This is a genomic window from Flexivirga endophytica (assembly GCF_014640635.1).
Lineage (GTDB): Bacteria > Actinomycetota > Actinomycetes > Actinomycetales > Dermatophilaceae > Flexivirga > Flexivirga endophytica.
Genome location: NZ_BMHI01000005.1, coordinates 312,308 through 326,488, shown reverse-complemented (window position 1 = coordinate 326,488; position 14,181 = coordinate 312,308). Strand labels below are relative to the sequence as shown.

Below are 14,181 nucleotides of genomic sequence, written 5' to 3'. Positions count from 1 at the left end.
GGAAGCACCGTGCAGAAGAAGCCAGCATTACTGGCCGCGGCCTCGGCAGGCGTCGTGATCCTCGCAGCCGGCACGACAGCCGCCGTGCAGGCCACGGCGAACGCCGCGAGTCCTGCGCAACCGAGGCAACCCGCAGCACACACTCGCACCGCGACGCCGATCAAGCACGTCGTCGTGCTCTTCGACGAGAACGTCTCGTTCGACCACTACTTCGGGACCTACCCGAACGCAGCCAACACCGACGGCACGAAGTTCACCGCGGCCCGTCACACGCCGCGCGCGAACACCGAGCAGAACGCGGGCCTGATCCGCTCGAACCCCAATCTCTACAAGCCCTTCCGGCTGGCGTCGGACCAAGCCGTCACCTGCGACCAGAACCACGCATACACACCGGAACAGAAGGCGGCCAACGGCGGCAAGAACGACAAGGTCGTCGAGAACACCAGCGTCGACACCTGCACCGGTGAGTTCGGTGCTCCCGGCCTGGCGATGGGCTACTTCGACGGCAACACCGTCACGGGCATGTGGAACTACGCCCAGCACTACGCGATGAGCGACAACATGTACGGCTCCAACTACGGGCCGTCGTCACCGGGCGCCATCAACCTGGTTTCGGGAAATACGTGGGGTATCCACGCCGTCGACCCCAAGACCGGCGACCCCACATCGGACAGCTACGTCGTCTCGACACCGAACGACAAGGGCATCGGCACGATGACCAACGACCCCGACCCGGCATACGACGACTGCTCCGGCCACAACCACACGTCGACCAACAACCTCGGCGCGATGCAGGGCAAGAACATCGGCGACCAGCTGAGTTCGGCCGGGGTCTCGTGGGGCTGGTTCCAGGGTGGCTTCACGCCGGACACGCCATACGCCGGTGACGGCACCTACGCCCAGTGCACCACCTCGCACGCCAACGTCGGCGGCGGCACCTCGGTGGACTACAGCCCGCACCACAACCCGTTCGCCTACTACAAGTCGACCGCGAATCCGCACCACCTGCCGCCGAAGTCCCTCGCCGAGGTCGGACACGAGGGCCAGGCCAACCACCAGTACGACCTGAGCCTGTTCAACGAGTCGCTCGAGAACGGCAACATGCCGGCCGTGTCGTTCCTGAAGGCGCCGTCCTATCAGGACGGGCACGCCGGCTACTCGGACCCGACCGACGAGCAGGATTTCATCGTCAAGGAGATCAACGCGATCCAGCAGTCACCCGAGTGGAAGGACACCGCGATCGTTGTCACGTATGACGATTCGGATGGCTGGTACGACCACGAGGTCGCCAAGATACGCACGGGAGCGCGCGACGCGAGCCTGAATGAACCGATGTGCACCAGCGTCAAGGAGCCAGTGACGAGCAGCGGCCCGCAGGACGACCGGTGCGGTCCCGGACCGCGGCTGCCGTTCCTGGTCATCTCGCCGTACGCCAAGGTGAACACGGTCGGCCACCAGCCGCTGGAGCAGGCTTCGGTCATCAAGTTCGTCGAGCAGAACTGGAAGCTTCCTCAGCTGGGCAACGGTTCGTTCGACGCGCGGGCGAAGTCCTTCGCGTCACTGCTCAGCTTCGGGCGGCCGAAGGCGCCGACCGTGCTGTTGAACAAGGACGGTTCGGTCGCCAGTGTCACGCCGCCTGAGAAAGGCCACGGTCACGGGCACGGCGCCTGACACCGAATAGGTCGCGACAGTAGCGATCTACTCGTTCGAATTCCGCTCCAGGGCGAGTAACCGGCGACAGTCGTCGGTTACTCGCCCTTCGGGTTCGCGCGGGTCACGATCGCGGCGGTGTCGAGCCCGGTCGGCAGGGTGCCGAAGACGCCGGCATGCTGCCCGAGGACCCGCGACACCAGGAACGCCTCGGAGACCTCGGGCGGTGACTGCCGCACCAGGAGACTCGCTTGCAGCAGGACCGCCATACGGGATGCCAGCCAGCGGGCGACATACTCCGCTCCCGCGGGATCTTCAATATTGGCAATTGTTTTCAACACTTCGGTGACGGCGTCGTGCAGCTCCGGGACGCCCGCTGCCTCGACCTCGTCACGCCACGCGTCCACGCCCTCCGGCTGACGTTGCAACACGCGCAGCACGTCCAGCGCGTTGACGTTGCCACTGCCCTCCCAGATGGAGTTGAGCGGAGACTCCCGGAAGAGCATCGGCAGGCCGGAGTCCTCGACGTAGCCGTTGCCGCCGAGCACTTCAAGCGCCTCGGCGACGTGGAACGACGTGCGCTTGCAGATCCAGAACTTCGCCAGCGGCAGCCCTATCCGGCGCAACGCACGCTGCGCCGGATCGTCGGTCGCCTCGACGGCACGCGCCAGTCGCAGGCCGAGCGCGGTGGCCGCCTCCGACTCGATCGCGAGGTCCGCCAGCACGTTTCGCATCGCGGGCTTGTCGACAAGCAGTCCACCGAATGCACTGCGGTGCTCCGCGTGCCAGATCGCCTCGGCGAGACTGCGGCGCATCAGCGCCGAGGAGCCCAGCACGCAGTCCAGCCGGGTGGCCGCGACCATCTCGATGATGGTGCGGACGCCCGCGCCCTCGTCACCGAGCCGGCGCGCATGGGTGCCGGTGAACTCCAACTCGCTGGATGCGTTGGAGCGGTTGCCGAGCTTGTCCTTCAACCGCACGATGTGCAGCGTGTTGCGACTGCCGTCGGGCAGCACACGCGGGACGACGAAGCAGGACAGCCCGCCCGGTGCCTGCGCGAGCACCAGGAAGATGTCGTTCATCGGAGCCGACGTGAACCACTTGTGCCCGGTCAGCCGATACGTCCCGTCGGCGGTCGGGGTCGCAACCGTGGTGTTGGTGCGTACGTCGGAGCCGCCCTGCTTTTCCGTCATACCCATGCCGGCGAGCAGTCCTCGCTTGTCAGCGATCGGACGCAGCCCGGGATCATAGGTGGCAGAGGACAGTCCGGGGGTGAGCTCCGCGGTCAGCGCAGCATCGGCCCGCAGCGCGGGCACTGCGGCATACGTCATCGTCATCGGGCAGCCGTGGCCCGGCTCGATCGCGCTCCAAGCGATGTATGCCGCCGCGCGACGCACGTGTGGCATCGGCTCCGACGACACCCACGGAGCACCGGTCAGGCCGAAACCGACCCCCTGCTCGAGCATCCAGTGCCAACTGGGATGGAAGTCGACCTCGTCGACGCGTGCCCCGAAGCGATCAACCGGGCGGAAGATCGGCTCGTGCGAGTTGGCCAGCATGCCGTGCTCGCGAGCCTCGGCGGTCCCGGCGAGCTCGCCGATCGGCAGCAGTGACTGGATGATCCGCTCGGCATCGTCACCGGTCTGCGCACGGACGGCGTCCAGCAGTGCCGCGTCACCGGCGACGGTGTTGTGGCCCACGAGCGGCGGTGGCTGGTTGCTCGGGGTGCGCGCGAAGTTGTCCATGAGGTCCGCCATGCGCAAAAGACTACGCATCCGAAAGCCCGCTCACGTTACGGTCGAGTCATGCCCGCTTCGCTCGCGCTCGACGATTACCTGGCTGCCCTGAACACCGCCGCGACGCAACTGCGCGACGACACCGCCGCCCTGCGTGACGAGGAGGTCCCGACCTGTCGCGACTGGTCGACGCTGCAGCTCATCGCACACACCGGGATGGTGCACCGCTGGGCGACCGGGATCATCACGGGCACGATCAACCGCCACAACGCGGACGCGGCCACCGAGTGGTTCCACAACGAGGGCATGCAGCAGGATGATGCCGGCGCCTGGCTGCTGGCCGGTGTCGAACTCCTCACACACGCCTTGCACGACGCACCCGAGGACCTCGAGGTCTTCTTCTTCCTCAACGACGCGCCGCCACCCAGGCTGGCGTGGGCGCGTCGCCAGTGTCACGAGACCACGATCCACGCTGTCGACGGGCTGGCAGCCCGGCTGGGACGGATCCCGAGCGCGGCGGACGCCGCTGTCGAACCGACGGTCGCACTCGACGGCATCGACGAACTTCTGACGGGCTTCGTCACCCGCAGCCACCAGGAACTGCGCTCACCCCGTCCGGCGACGGTCGTCGTCGAACCCACCGATGCCGACCGGGCCTGGACGCTCCGGCTGTCAGACGCGCCGACCAGCTGCGAGCACGGCGCGACCGTCAGCTCCCCCGACTCGAAGTGGACCGGCACTGCTGCTCAGCTCTACCTCGGCCTCTGGAACCGCGGCAACGAGATCCGCCAGGACGGTGACGACGTGCTCGCCTTCTGGCGCAATCACCAACAGATCGAATGGAACTGACTCGAATGTATGACGAACGACGCAACCCCTATCGCGACCTGCCGACCGTGACGACAGCTGCTGAGTTGGAGCGTTTCGGAGTGCCCGACCCGCCGACGCGTGACAAGGTCCGGGACGTCCTGCATCCGCTCGACAAGGACTGGCTGGCGGCCTCGCCACTGGTCTTCGTAGGCACCTCGACACCGGACGGACGGTGCGACGTCTCCCCCAAGGGGGACCCCGCCGGAATCGGACACGTCCTCGACGACCACACGCTCGTCATCCCGGAGCGACCGGGCAACAAACGCATGGACGGCTTCCACAACCTACTGGCCAACTCGCATGTCGGTCTCAACTTCGTCATCCCGGGACGCCCGGACACGTTGCGCGTCAACGGAGTCGGGCAACTGGTGACCGACGGGCCGTTCTTCGACGACCTTGTCGTGCAGGGGCACCGCCCCAAGCTGGTACTGATCGTGCACATCGAGGAGGTCTTCTACCACTGCCCCAAGGCGTTCATGCGCTCCAAGGTCTGGCGTCCGGAGACGTGGCAGCCGGAGTCGGTCGCCCGGTATGCCGACGTCGCCAAGGCACTCTGGCGCGCCGGTGACGACCCGGAGAGCATCGAGGAGCACTACCGCGACGATCGTTACGCGGCTTCGCTCTACGCCAAGTGATGCCGATGGACTGGCCGAGGCTGCCGCTGCCGTGGGCGTCGGACGCCGTGGCACGCGGCCCGCGCCGCTGGTGGGCCGGACCGCTGGACGTCGAGGGGCTGGCCGTCGGTAGCGTCTCCGCCGCCGCTTCGGCCGCCAACTCGATTGCCGTTGCCCGTGATTCGTCGTGGCGGTCGTTCGTTGCCAGTGGTCTGGTCGGTGCCTCGTTCGGCTCGATCGGGCGGCTGCGACTCGACGGTGAGCCGCTGAGCGCGTGGGGCGAGTTGTCCGGGTTCTTCCGCACCCGGGACGGGTGGATCCGGTTGCACGGCAACTACCCCCACCACGCCGCCGTCATCCGTGCCGAGCTGCGGGCCGCGGATCGGGTGGGCGTGACGGCCGCCATACAGGAGCGGGAGGCTGTGCCGCTCGAGGATGCGATCCGGGCAGCAGGCGGCATCGCCGGCGCTGTCCGCACCCCGGACGTATGGCGGGCACACCCACAGCATGTGGCAGCCATCGCGGATCGTCCGCTGGTCACGGTCGACGCATCCACGGGGACAGTGCGACCGCTGACTCCGTCGATGTCGCTGCCGTTGCAGGGGATTCGAGTCCTGGACCTGACCCGGGTCATCGCCGGGCCGACCGCCGCGCGCTTCCTCGGGGCGCTCGGCGCCGACGTGCTGCACATCGACGCGCCGGGCCGGCCGGAGTTGTTGGACCAGCACCTGGACACCGGCTTCGCCAAGCGGACGGCGGCACTCGACTTCGCCGACCCGGATGGGCTGGCCACCGTCCGGGGGCTGGCCGGCACGGCCGACGTGGTGCTGACCGGTTATCGACCGGGGGCGTTGCGCCGCTTCGGCCTGGACCGGGAGACCCTGCTGTCCGACCACCCGCACCTGGTCGTCGTCGAACTGTCGGCATGGGGCGATACGGGGCCGTGGGGCGACCAGCGCGGATTCGACAGCATCGTCCAGGCCGTCAGTGGGATCGCCACGAGCTACACCAGTGACGACGGGTCACCGGGTGCGCTGCCGGTGCAGGCCCTCGACCACGCCACCGGTTACCTGATGGCTGCCACGGCGATGCGACTGCTCGCCCGACGCCCGCAGGAAGGCGGAGCCGGCGCACGGTTGGCGCTGGCCCGCACCGCCGACTGGCTGATGCGGCACAACGCAGCCCCCGTCGGAACCGACGAGGTCTTCGACGGACCCGAGTCCCCACTCTGGTTGGCGGCGACCGAGTCGCCATACGGGACAATGGAATACGTGCGGCCACCGATCTTCTCCGGTGACGTGCCGCTCGATTTCCCGACACCGCCTGGCCGATACGGGCAGGACCCAGCCGAGTGGTGGGGCGAGGACTGAGCCCGCGACTCAGGGAGCGGCGTTCAGCGACCCGCCCGCCACGCCGCGCGGATCAGCGGCCACTGCAACGGCAGTCGCGCGGCGGTACCGGCGAAATATGCAGTGCGCTGGGCGTTGACGCCACGTTTGGAGACCGCACGTGCGGCGTCCACGGTCATCTGCACGTTCGCCGGGAAGATCCCGACCAGCAACGCGGCCGATGCCGGGCCCGCCACGCGACGGGTGCGCGGCACGAGAAGTCCCACTGCGCACGCCAACTCGGCAACACCGGACACCTTGATGACCTCGATCGGGTGCGGCACTTGGCGCGGCATACTCCGCGCGAACGTCTTGGGACGGACCAGGTGGATGACGCCGGAGGTGCCGAAAGCAACCGCGAGGATCTTGCCGGTCGGCGTCAGGGAGGAAACCATCCGGGGATTCTCTCAGAGGATGACAGTCGCGAATTTGCCCACCTGCCGGAAACCTGCGGCGTGATAGGTCCGCAGTGCCGGCTCGTTGTAGGCATTGACATAGAGCGTCACGGTCGGGGCGATCGTCTCGATCACCTGCCGGACCACCGCGCGCATCGCGGGTGTCGCCAGACCCTTGCCACGGTGTCGCGGCGCGACCCACACACCCTGCAACTGAGCCACACCTGCAGCCAGCGAGCCGACATCCGCCTTGAAGATGACTTCCTGACCCTCGGTCACCACGAAGGTATGGCCTGCGGCGATCAACGAGGTGACCATCCGGCGGTATTCGCGGTCCGAGCCGACGTATGGCGGGTAGCCGATCTCCTCGGCGAACATCGCCGCCGAGGCCGGCATGACTTGATCGATCTCGTCCAAGCGGGCGCGACGCACCCTCGCGTCCGATGGTCCGGAGCCCTTGGCGGGTATGGCGGACACCGCCAGCATGGGCTGGTCGGGTCGCACCGACCGCGCGTCGCCCCAATGCCTCTCCAGCCGACGCCAAAGGCCGAGCACCTGATCGGCATCGCCGAAGATCGACGAACAACGCCGCCGCTTGCGGCGAAGCCGCGTCGCGAACGCGTCCAACGCCGCGTCGTCGGCGCCGATCGGGACGACATTCGCCGACGTCCAGCACATCGAACGCAGGCGCCGCCCGTCATCGGTGCCGAGCAGCGCACCGGCATACGAGGGCCCGCCCTCGATCAGGCGCGCGGCGACGAAGACGTTGGCCAGCGGGTCCACCGCACACAGGTCCAACGCCGCCGAGAAGTCACCGGGTCCGAGGGCCCGGGCGCCGCTGAGCGTCCGTAACACGACACCAGCCTCGCACCGACCGGTGCCGCGCACACCGAAAACCGCTGATCGATTCGTCGTGTCCCTCGCTACAGTGCCGGGTGATGACTCTTCCCACGGCCTCCGACTGCGGTGCACTCGTGCACACCGACTTCCGCAAATGGGACGACACTTCGCACTGGCAGAGCTACGGGACCCTGCTCGGTGTCGATCAACACGGCTGCTGGGTGGGCTACCCGCAGGGCACCCACTTCGAGCGACCGGGCGCCGCATTCGACCTCGAGTGCGACTCGGTCTCGCTCTTTCCGGCAGGCGGCAACACCCCGGCGTTCAACGCGCCGACCGGACGCGGCATCAAGCCCGGCCCGGTGCTGGGCGAGGCCTATAAGCACCTGCTGGCAGCGGAACAGGTCGTCGTCTATGTCGACATCACGACCCCGCCGGTCTGGTCACGCACCGAGGACGGCGGCTGGCGGGTGACGATGATCGATCTCGACCTGGACATCGTGCAGCGAGCGAACGGCTTCCTCTTCGTCGACGACGAGGACGAATTCCTCGACCATCAGCGGGCATTCGGCTATCCGGACGACGTCGTTCGCGGCGCCGAGGCCGAGGCGCGTGTGGTGTTCGAAGCGCTGCGCGAACACCGCGGACCGTTCGGCGACGCCGGCGCGCTGTGGTTGCGTCGGCTGGCGGACACGGATGTCAGCGCGACGGGTCGACCCCGCGGCGCATGACCCACCGCCACTTGGCGATCTTGCGGTCCCGCTCGAAGCCGAGATCGGCGAAGAGCGTCTCCGGGCCGGTGTGCAGATAGGACCCGCGTTGCGGACCGCGGCCCTCGACCTGCTCGGGGTAGGCCTCGACGACCCCTCCGCCGCGGCGGCCGATCTCCTCCAATGCGGCGCACACCGCTGCCCGGGACACCCCGGCCTCCCGATGCCCCTTGCCGGTGAAGATGCAGCCAATGCGCCACGCCGGCAGCTCGACGACGTCCTTCTCGTAGGTCCGCCGGTTCAGGACGTTCGGGAGCTCAGATGGCGTTCCGAACTGGCACCAGCCGACGCAGTCAGCCCCGTCATAGACGAGAACCTGGTGAACGGAGCCCACCCGCACGAGTGCGTGCTTGGCGTCGCGGTTGCGCTCCGCGCTGTCCCTGGAGAGCCCCTCCGGATGGAATCCCATGCACCAACAACCACCCCAGACTCCGTTGTTGGCCTCCACGAGCGCCGCGAAGTCCGGCCACGTGTCAGCAGTGAGCAGTTGGGTCCGGTAGCTCGGCCGGACGCCCGTTTCCGACATACGAGCACTGTCGCACGTATTACTGACAACCGGCCCGTGTGAAGTGCTCCGACCGAGGTCTGCGCGCCCGTGCAGGTCACTCCCCGTCCGGGTCGAGTGACTCCACCGAGCTGACGATCGCGGCCTTCTCGGCGGTGCTCACGCTCACGCCGAGCACCGCAGCCCAACCGTCGATGAGTTCGGCGCGGTAGCGGTGGCCGTGCCCGCCGGTCGAGGAGTTCGCGGAGACGAGGTCGACAGTGGTCAGCCAGAAGGTGATCAGTGGGTACCACGTGAGGTCCTTGTCGACGTCGTGGCCCGCGCGCTCGCGCGTCCAGGCGGGCTGCCGGTAGATCAGCGACGTGTCCCACCAGACGATCGGGTCCGAGGGGTGCTGCATGAAGAGGACCCGTGGGTGGCTCCACTCCCCCAACGGCCGACCGTAGGCGTCGTGTCGGATCTGCTGCGGGTTGCCCGCGAAACGGAAATTGCGACCGTTGTCGATGACTGGCGCCACCTGCGGGCTGCCCCGCTGCCGACTCGCGGTGAGCGAACGCCAGAGCGGTGTGGAGTTGGGGGTGCCGCTCCACAGCGCACCGTCGACGGCCGGCAGCACCTGGTCGGCGCGACTGAAGGCGGCCTCTGTGCTCAGTGCACCGAGCGACTCGCCGGAGAGCAGCAACTTCGGGCGCTCGGCGGCCGGCCGCCGGTCGATCAGAGCGCGCACGGTGCGCACGAGCTCGCCGCCGACCTGCGCCGGAAGCGTGCGGTTGGTCAGGAACTGCACGACGCTGGGCAGGAAAGAGTACTGCACCGCCACCGTCGCCACGTGGCCGTCGGTCAACGCCTCCACGGTCCGGACGTTGTACTCGTCGACCCAGCCGCTTCCGGTCGTGCCCACCACATTGAGGTACTTGCGATCCAGCGCACCGGTGCGCCGGATCTCCTTCACGATCGCCTGCACCAGCTCGTGGGGGTCGACGTCCCCGGTCTCCGGGGCGGCATACAGCCGGATCGGACGTTTGGCGTCCCGTCCGGTGATCGAGGAGATCGCGGCCGGGTCCGGTGCGTGTGCCGTGTAGATCTGGCCCTCGCGGCCGAGGTCGTCCCACGGTTGCGTCGAGCCCGGGCTGCCGGACACCAGCGGCGAGGCCGGCGCGCGCAGCCAGTCCGGCGGGTCGTCATTGACCTGCGATGCGGAGGCGGACAAGGCTTCCAGGCCCTTGACCGCGATCACGCTACGGGTCAGCCAAGTCACCGATCCCGCCAGGAGACAGACCGCCAACAGCCCGGCCACCGGTTTGGGGAGCGCGAAGCCGAGCACGAAGCGTGATGCGCGGAAGACGCTGCGCACGGTCCAGATGATGGTCATCAGGACCGCGGTCAATGCGACCGCCGCGACCAGGGAGAGCGCGTCGCTCAGCAGCGAGGGCGCCGGCAGGTCAACCAGCAGGGCGCTGTGCCGACGGCCCCGATAACCGGCGAACCAGAGAGCGACGGTGATGGCGGCGGCGAGTGTCCAGAGCACGACGTGCACGCGGGTCCGGTGCCGGTGATCCGAGACGATCACCCGGACTCCGAGCCAGCCGAACACGACCGTCGCCACCGAGCCGAGCAGCGTGCCCACGGCATAACCGGTGATGGCCGACAGTGCGGACGCGGCTGCCTGAACGGCCCACGGGCGCGGCAACAGGCTGGGCGCGAAGCTGGCCAGCAACGCCAGCCAGCCGAGTACGAGGCCGGCCACCGAGCGCCGGGTCAGGAAGCGCTGAAAGAAATTGGGCTCGTCGGTGGACGCCCCATCGATGGACGCCTCGTCGATGGACGCTTGGTCCGTGGACGCTTCGTCGGTCACGACGTCATGGTCGGCGACCGGGCTGAACCCTGCTGCGCCGCCGACCTCCACGGACGGGTCGCGGCTGGTCACTCCCGCAGCGTAATCAACCGCTGCGGCACGACGCCGCGACGGTCAGTCGACGAAACCGCTCTCGTATGCCGCGATGACGGCTTGGGTCCGGTCCCGGACCTGCAGTTTGGCGAGCAGCGTCGTGACGTGCGACTTGACGGTCTGCACCCCGAGGAAGAGCTCGTCGGCGATCTCAGCGTTGGTCATACCGCGGGCGAGCAGCCGCAGCACGTCCTGCTCCCGCTCGGTCAGGCGCGGCAGGTGCCGGTCACGCTTCGCGCGCGCCTCGACCAGCTCACGGATCGACTCGGGGAAGAGCACGACGTCCATGCGGGCGAGAGCACGAACGGCGGAGACGAGTTGTTGCGCACCGGATCGCTTCAGCAGGAAACCGTGTGCGCCGGCGACCAGGGCGTCATACACATAGGAGTCGTGCTCGAAGGTCGTGACGACCAGGATCTTCGGCGCACCGGGCTCGATCAGCAAGCGGCGCGTCGCCTCGATACCGTCCAACCGGGGCATGCGGACATCCATGACCACCACATCAGGCCGATGGGCACGAGCCTCCTGGAGTGCGCTGACCCCGTCGTCGGCGGAGCCGACGACTTCGATGTCGGGTTGCGCGCTGAGGATCGCGACGAATCCGTCACGGACCATCTCGTCGTCATCGGCGACCAGCACCCTGACGTGAGGACTGGTTCCTCGTCGTTGCGTCGGATCTTGTGCTGATGGCCGTTCTTCGGCCGGACCGCTGATCATCGAGTCGGTAGACGGGCACACAGCTTCCATTCCCTTCCGTCGGAGGTGGGTCCGGCCTCGATGGTGCCGCCCACCAGCGTCATACGTTCCCGCAGACCGACAATCCCACGATGCTCCCGATCGCGCGAATTGCGCTGCCGCGCAACGGCATTGGTGATCGTCACGCTCACATCCGATCGGACGGACACGCGCACGCGCGCCGCGCCGCGGCCGTGTTTGACCGCATTCGTCAGACCTTCCTGGACGATGCGGAAGACCTCACCGCTCGAGGAGTCCGGCAGGGCGTCCCAGTCGCCGATCAGCTCCAGCACCGACGGCTCCTCGGTGGCAGCCGCATGCACCAGGCCTTCCAGGTCCGCGGCGGAACGACCACGCGGTCCGCTGCGCAGGCTGCCGAGCACACTGTCCAGCTCCTCCAGTGCCGCGGCAGCGGTTGCACTGATGCGTTCCAGGGCGCGATGGGCTACCTGCGGGTCGGACAACCCGACCGCATAGCCGGCCTCCGCCTGCACACTGATCGCGGTCAGTGAGTGGCCGATCGTGTCGTGCAATTCGCGCGCCAACTCGTTGCTACGGGCGAGCGCTCGCTCCCGATCCGCGGCCAGGGCGAGTCGATCGGCAGGCGTCGGCCCGAGCACCTTCGGTGCCGACACGGCCAGCAGCCAGCCGAAAACCGCTTGGATAGCAAAAGATCCGAGAACCAATGCGATCCCCAGCGGGAGTCGCCAAAGCAGCTGGACGGGGTGCTCCGCACCGTCCACCGCCAGTCCAACGCCGGCAGGGACGCCGGCGAGCAACAGGACCGCGGCGAGCGCACCGACCACCAGGACCAAACCGGCCCAGGCGGCTCCCCGCCAGCGACTCGCCCAGGAATGCCGGTCACGGACCGGCGGCAGGCTCACGCCGAGCAGCGGACGTGCCATGGCGACTTCGGCATCGCGCACCGGCGGGCTGAGCAGGATGATGGCGGCTACAGCGATCGCGACGCCCGCCAGCGTGATGACGAACACCCGGTCGCGTCCGGTGGTGTTCTGCACCGAGATGGTGAACGCGTAGATGAGCCAGCCGATCAGGGCGGCACCGGCAGCACCCAGCACGAGGTATGCCGCACCACGTGTCCCTCGCCTCATGTCGCCCCATGCTGTCACGTGGCCGGCAGGACCGGTTCCCCCGAAAGAGGGATACCGAGCATCCCTGCGAGGGAGGTCCGCTCACTCGCCGAGCGGCAGCCTGGCTGACATGACGACACCACGAGCAAGACGCCTGCATCCCATCCCGGCGAGCGAGCCGCGCGGCCGATTACTCCGACGCGGCGAGTTCCTGGAAAGGCCGTGGCGCATCCACGAGATCGCCGGCGACTTCGAGGTTTTCGACGTCTGGCAACTACCCACGCCGGGCGGCCCCGACGACCTGCCCCTGTTGGCCGACATGTTCGCCGGCGGCACCGGCGACCACGGCGCTCCCCCGCTGGTGCGCCTGGTGTGTTCGGTGCGGTGGAACCTCGGAAGACTGCTGCGGTGGGATGACCCGCAGAAGGGCGTAGGGATACGGGTGCCGTCGCTTAACGCCCGGCTCCCCGACGACATGGCGGACGCACCGATCGGACCGGACTTCACCCGTCTGCCGTTCACGTCCGTCTACCTGTTGCGGCACGAATTCGCCGCCGAGCTCGCCAACGCGACCTGCCACGGGGTGTTGCACCTTGGCTGGGTGAAGACCGAATCCGGTTGCTGGACAGCGCAAATGACGGTCCTCGTCAAACCGAACGGCACGTTGGGACGGGTTTACCTTGCCGGCATACAGCCGTTCCGCCGTACGCTCGTCTACCCGGCCATGTTGCGCATGATCGAGCGCGACTGGCGCGACGTCCCGCTCGACGGTGCCGTCCGGACGCCTACTTCCGCTTGACGATGCCGACGATGCCGGCGACCAGGATGCCGATCGATGCGATGAGGCAGAGCCAGAGTCCCCAGCCGACGCTCCCGCCGGACACGTTGCTGCTCACGTCGCTGACGTCGTAGATCGTGGTCGCGAGACTGAACACACCCATCACGACGATGACGATCGCGGCGGCCAGTGCGATCTTCCCGAGTCCCCGGATGATGCCGAACACGATGACGATGGCGGCGAAGATGGCCACCAGCACGCCGTCCTTGACGTCGTCGGCGGACTCACTGGAGCCCGCGACCTGGCCGAAGCCGTTCATCGAGATGTGCATGAAGCCGAAATCGGCGGTGACCCAGGCGCCGAAGCAGCCGATGATCGCCAGGACGCCGATAGCGGCGGCGGCCCAACCGATCATGCGGGCCGGTTGTGACAGCGGTGCCTTCGGCACGACTCCGGGATAAGCAGGCGTGCCGTAGGGCGCCTGACCGTAGGGCTGCTGCTGATAGCCGTAGCTCTGCTGGGGTCCCGGCCCGTACGACTGCTGTCCGTAGGCAGGCTGCGCCTGGCCGTAGGGCTGCGGTTGCTGGCTGTAGGGCTGCTGTGCCTGCCCATAGGGTGGCTGCGGTTGCTGGCCGTAGGGCTGCTGTGCCTGCCCATTGGGTGGCTGCGGTTGCTGGCCGTAGGGCTGCTGCGGTGACTGATACGGATTGTTGCCGTCGGACGTCGGCGGTTGCTGTGACATGGGGTCTCCCTTCCCTGGGCGCAGGGTATCTGCTGCCGCGGCACGGGGCGGTCTCGCGGCACCTCGACAGGGACGTGCTGACTGATCCCCGCGTTCCCACCTACGGGGGATCCGCTGCG

The 14,181-nt window shown here is 68.1% G+C and carries 14 protein-coding genes; 6 read left to right on the top strand and 8 right to left on the bottom strand.

The window, feature by feature from the left end:
• Window positions 1-9: 9 nt before the first annotated feature.
• Entirely contained in the window at window positions 10-1,671 is a 1,662-nt protein-coding gene (locus IEX71_RS16820; RefSeq protein WP_229749819.1) for a phospholipase C, read from the top strand.
• A gap of 77 nt (window positions 1,672-1,748) precedes the next feature.
• Here the strand turns inward: IEX71_RS16820 and IEX71_RS16815 are convergent, their stop codons facing one another.
• Complete coding sequence (locus IEX71_RS16815; RefSeq protein WP_229749818.1) at window positions 1,749-3,407, bottom strand: acyl-CoA dehydrogenase family protein; 1,659 nt, start codon at window positions 3,405-3,407, stop codon at window positions 1,749-1,751.
• Window positions 3,408-3,455: 48 nt separating this feature from the next.
• Between IEX71_RS16815 and IEX71_RS16810 the strand changes: the two genes are divergently transcribed.
• The 3 genes from IEX71_RS16810 to IEX71_RS16800 are packed head-to-tail and all read left to right on the top strand — an operon-like array spanning window position 3,456 to window position 6,240.
• Entirely contained in the window at window positions 3,456-4,235 is a 780-nt protein-coding gene (locus tag IEX71_RS16810) for a maleylpyruvate isomerase N-terminal domain-containing protein (RefSeq protein WP_188838189.1), read from the top strand.
• On the top strand, window positions 4,226-4,891 hold the full coding sequence (locus IEX71_RS16805; RefSeq protein WP_229749817.1) for an MSMEG_1061 family FMN-dependent PPOX-type flavoprotein: 666 nt from the start codon (window positions 4,226-4,228) through the stop codon (window positions 4,889-4,891). The genes IEX71_RS16810 and IEX71_RS16805 overlap by 10 nt, the downstream gene beginning before the upstream one ends.
• A gap of 5 nt (window positions 4,892-4,896) precedes the next feature.
• Window positions 4,897-6,240 (top strand): CoA transferase, encoded by a 1,344-nt coding sequence (locus IEX71_RS16800; RefSeq protein ID WP_188838188.1) that lies wholly within the window; start codon window positions 4,897-4,899, stop codon window positions 6,238-6,240.
• Between the two features lie 23 nt (window positions 6,241-6,263).
• Here the strand turns inward: IEX71_RS16800 and IEX71_RS16795 are convergent, their stop codons facing one another.
• Entirely contained in the window at window positions 6,264-6,653 is a 390-nt protein-coding gene (locus IEX71_RS16795; protein ID WP_188838187.1) for a DoxX family protein, read from the bottom strand.
• 12 nt (window positions 6,654-6,665) lie between these two features.
• Window positions 6,666-7,508 (bottom strand): GNAT family N-acetyltransferase, encoded by an 843-nt coding sequence (locus IEX71_RS16790; protein WP_229749816.1) that lies wholly within the window; start codon window positions 7,506-7,508, stop codon window positions 6,666-6,668.
• A gap of 83 nt (window positions 7,509-7,591) precedes the next feature.
• On the opposite strand from IEX71_RS16790, the gene IEX71_RS16785 reads away from it, so the two are divergent.
• Complete coding sequence (locus IEX71_RS16785; protein WP_229749815.1) at window positions 7,592-8,224, top strand: DUF402 domain-containing protein; 633 nt, start codon at window positions 7,592-7,594, stop codon at window positions 8,222-8,224.
• Here IEX71_RS16785 and IEX71_RS16780 read toward each other — a convergent pair.
• The 4 genes from IEX71_RS16780 to IEX71_RS16765 form a co-directional block, all read right to left on the bottom strand.
• Window positions 8,193-8,789, bottom strand: coding sequence for a GNAT family N-acetyltransferase (locus tag IEX71_RS16780; protein WP_188838184.1), 597 nt, complete (start codon window positions 8,787-8,789; stop codon window positions 8,193-8,195). The two genes, IEX71_RS16785 and IEX71_RS16780, sit on opposite strands and share 32 nt — an antisense overlap.
• 76 nt (window positions 8,790-8,865) lie before the next feature.
• Window positions 8,866-10,695 (bottom strand): alpha/beta-hydrolase family protein, encoded by a 1,830-nt coding sequence (locus tag IEX71_RS16775; RefSeq protein WP_188838183.1) that lies wholly within the window; start codon window positions 10,693-10,695, stop codon window positions 8,866-8,868.
• A 42-nt stretch (window positions 10,696-10,737) separates the two neighbouring features.
• Complete coding sequence (locus IEX71_RS16770) at window positions 10,738-11,355, bottom strand: response regulator transcription factor (RefSeq protein ID WP_229749814.1); 618 nt, start codon at window positions 11,353-11,355, stop codon at window positions 10,738-10,740.
• Window positions 11,356-11,429: 74 nt separating this feature from the next.
• Window positions 11,430-12,563 (bottom strand): sensor histidine kinase, encoded by a 1,134-nt coding sequence (locus IEX71_RS16765; RefSeq protein ID WP_188838182.1) that lies wholly within the window; start codon window positions 12,561-12,563, stop codon window positions 11,430-11,432.
• Window positions 12,564-12,672: 109 nt separating this feature from the next.
• On the opposite strand from IEX71_RS16765, the gene IEX71_RS16760 reads away from it, so the two are divergent.
• On the top strand, window positions 12,673-13,341 hold the full coding sequence (locus tag IEX71_RS16760; protein ID WP_188838181.1) for a DUF2867 domain-containing protein: 669 nt from the start codon (window positions 12,673-12,675) through the stop codon (window positions 13,339-13,341).
• Here the strand turns inward: IEX71_RS16760 and IEX71_RS16755 are convergent.
• Window positions 13,328-14,062 carry a hypothetical protein gene (locus tag IEX71_RS16755; RefSeq protein WP_188838180.1) on the bottom strand — a complete coding sequence of 245 codons (735 nt, stop codon included), beginning with the start codon at window positions 14,060-14,062 and terminating at the stop codon, window positions 13,328-13,330. The genes IEX71_RS16760 and IEX71_RS16755 overlap by 14 nt on opposite strands.
• Between the last annotated feature and the right edge of the window lie 119 nt (window positions 14,063-14,181).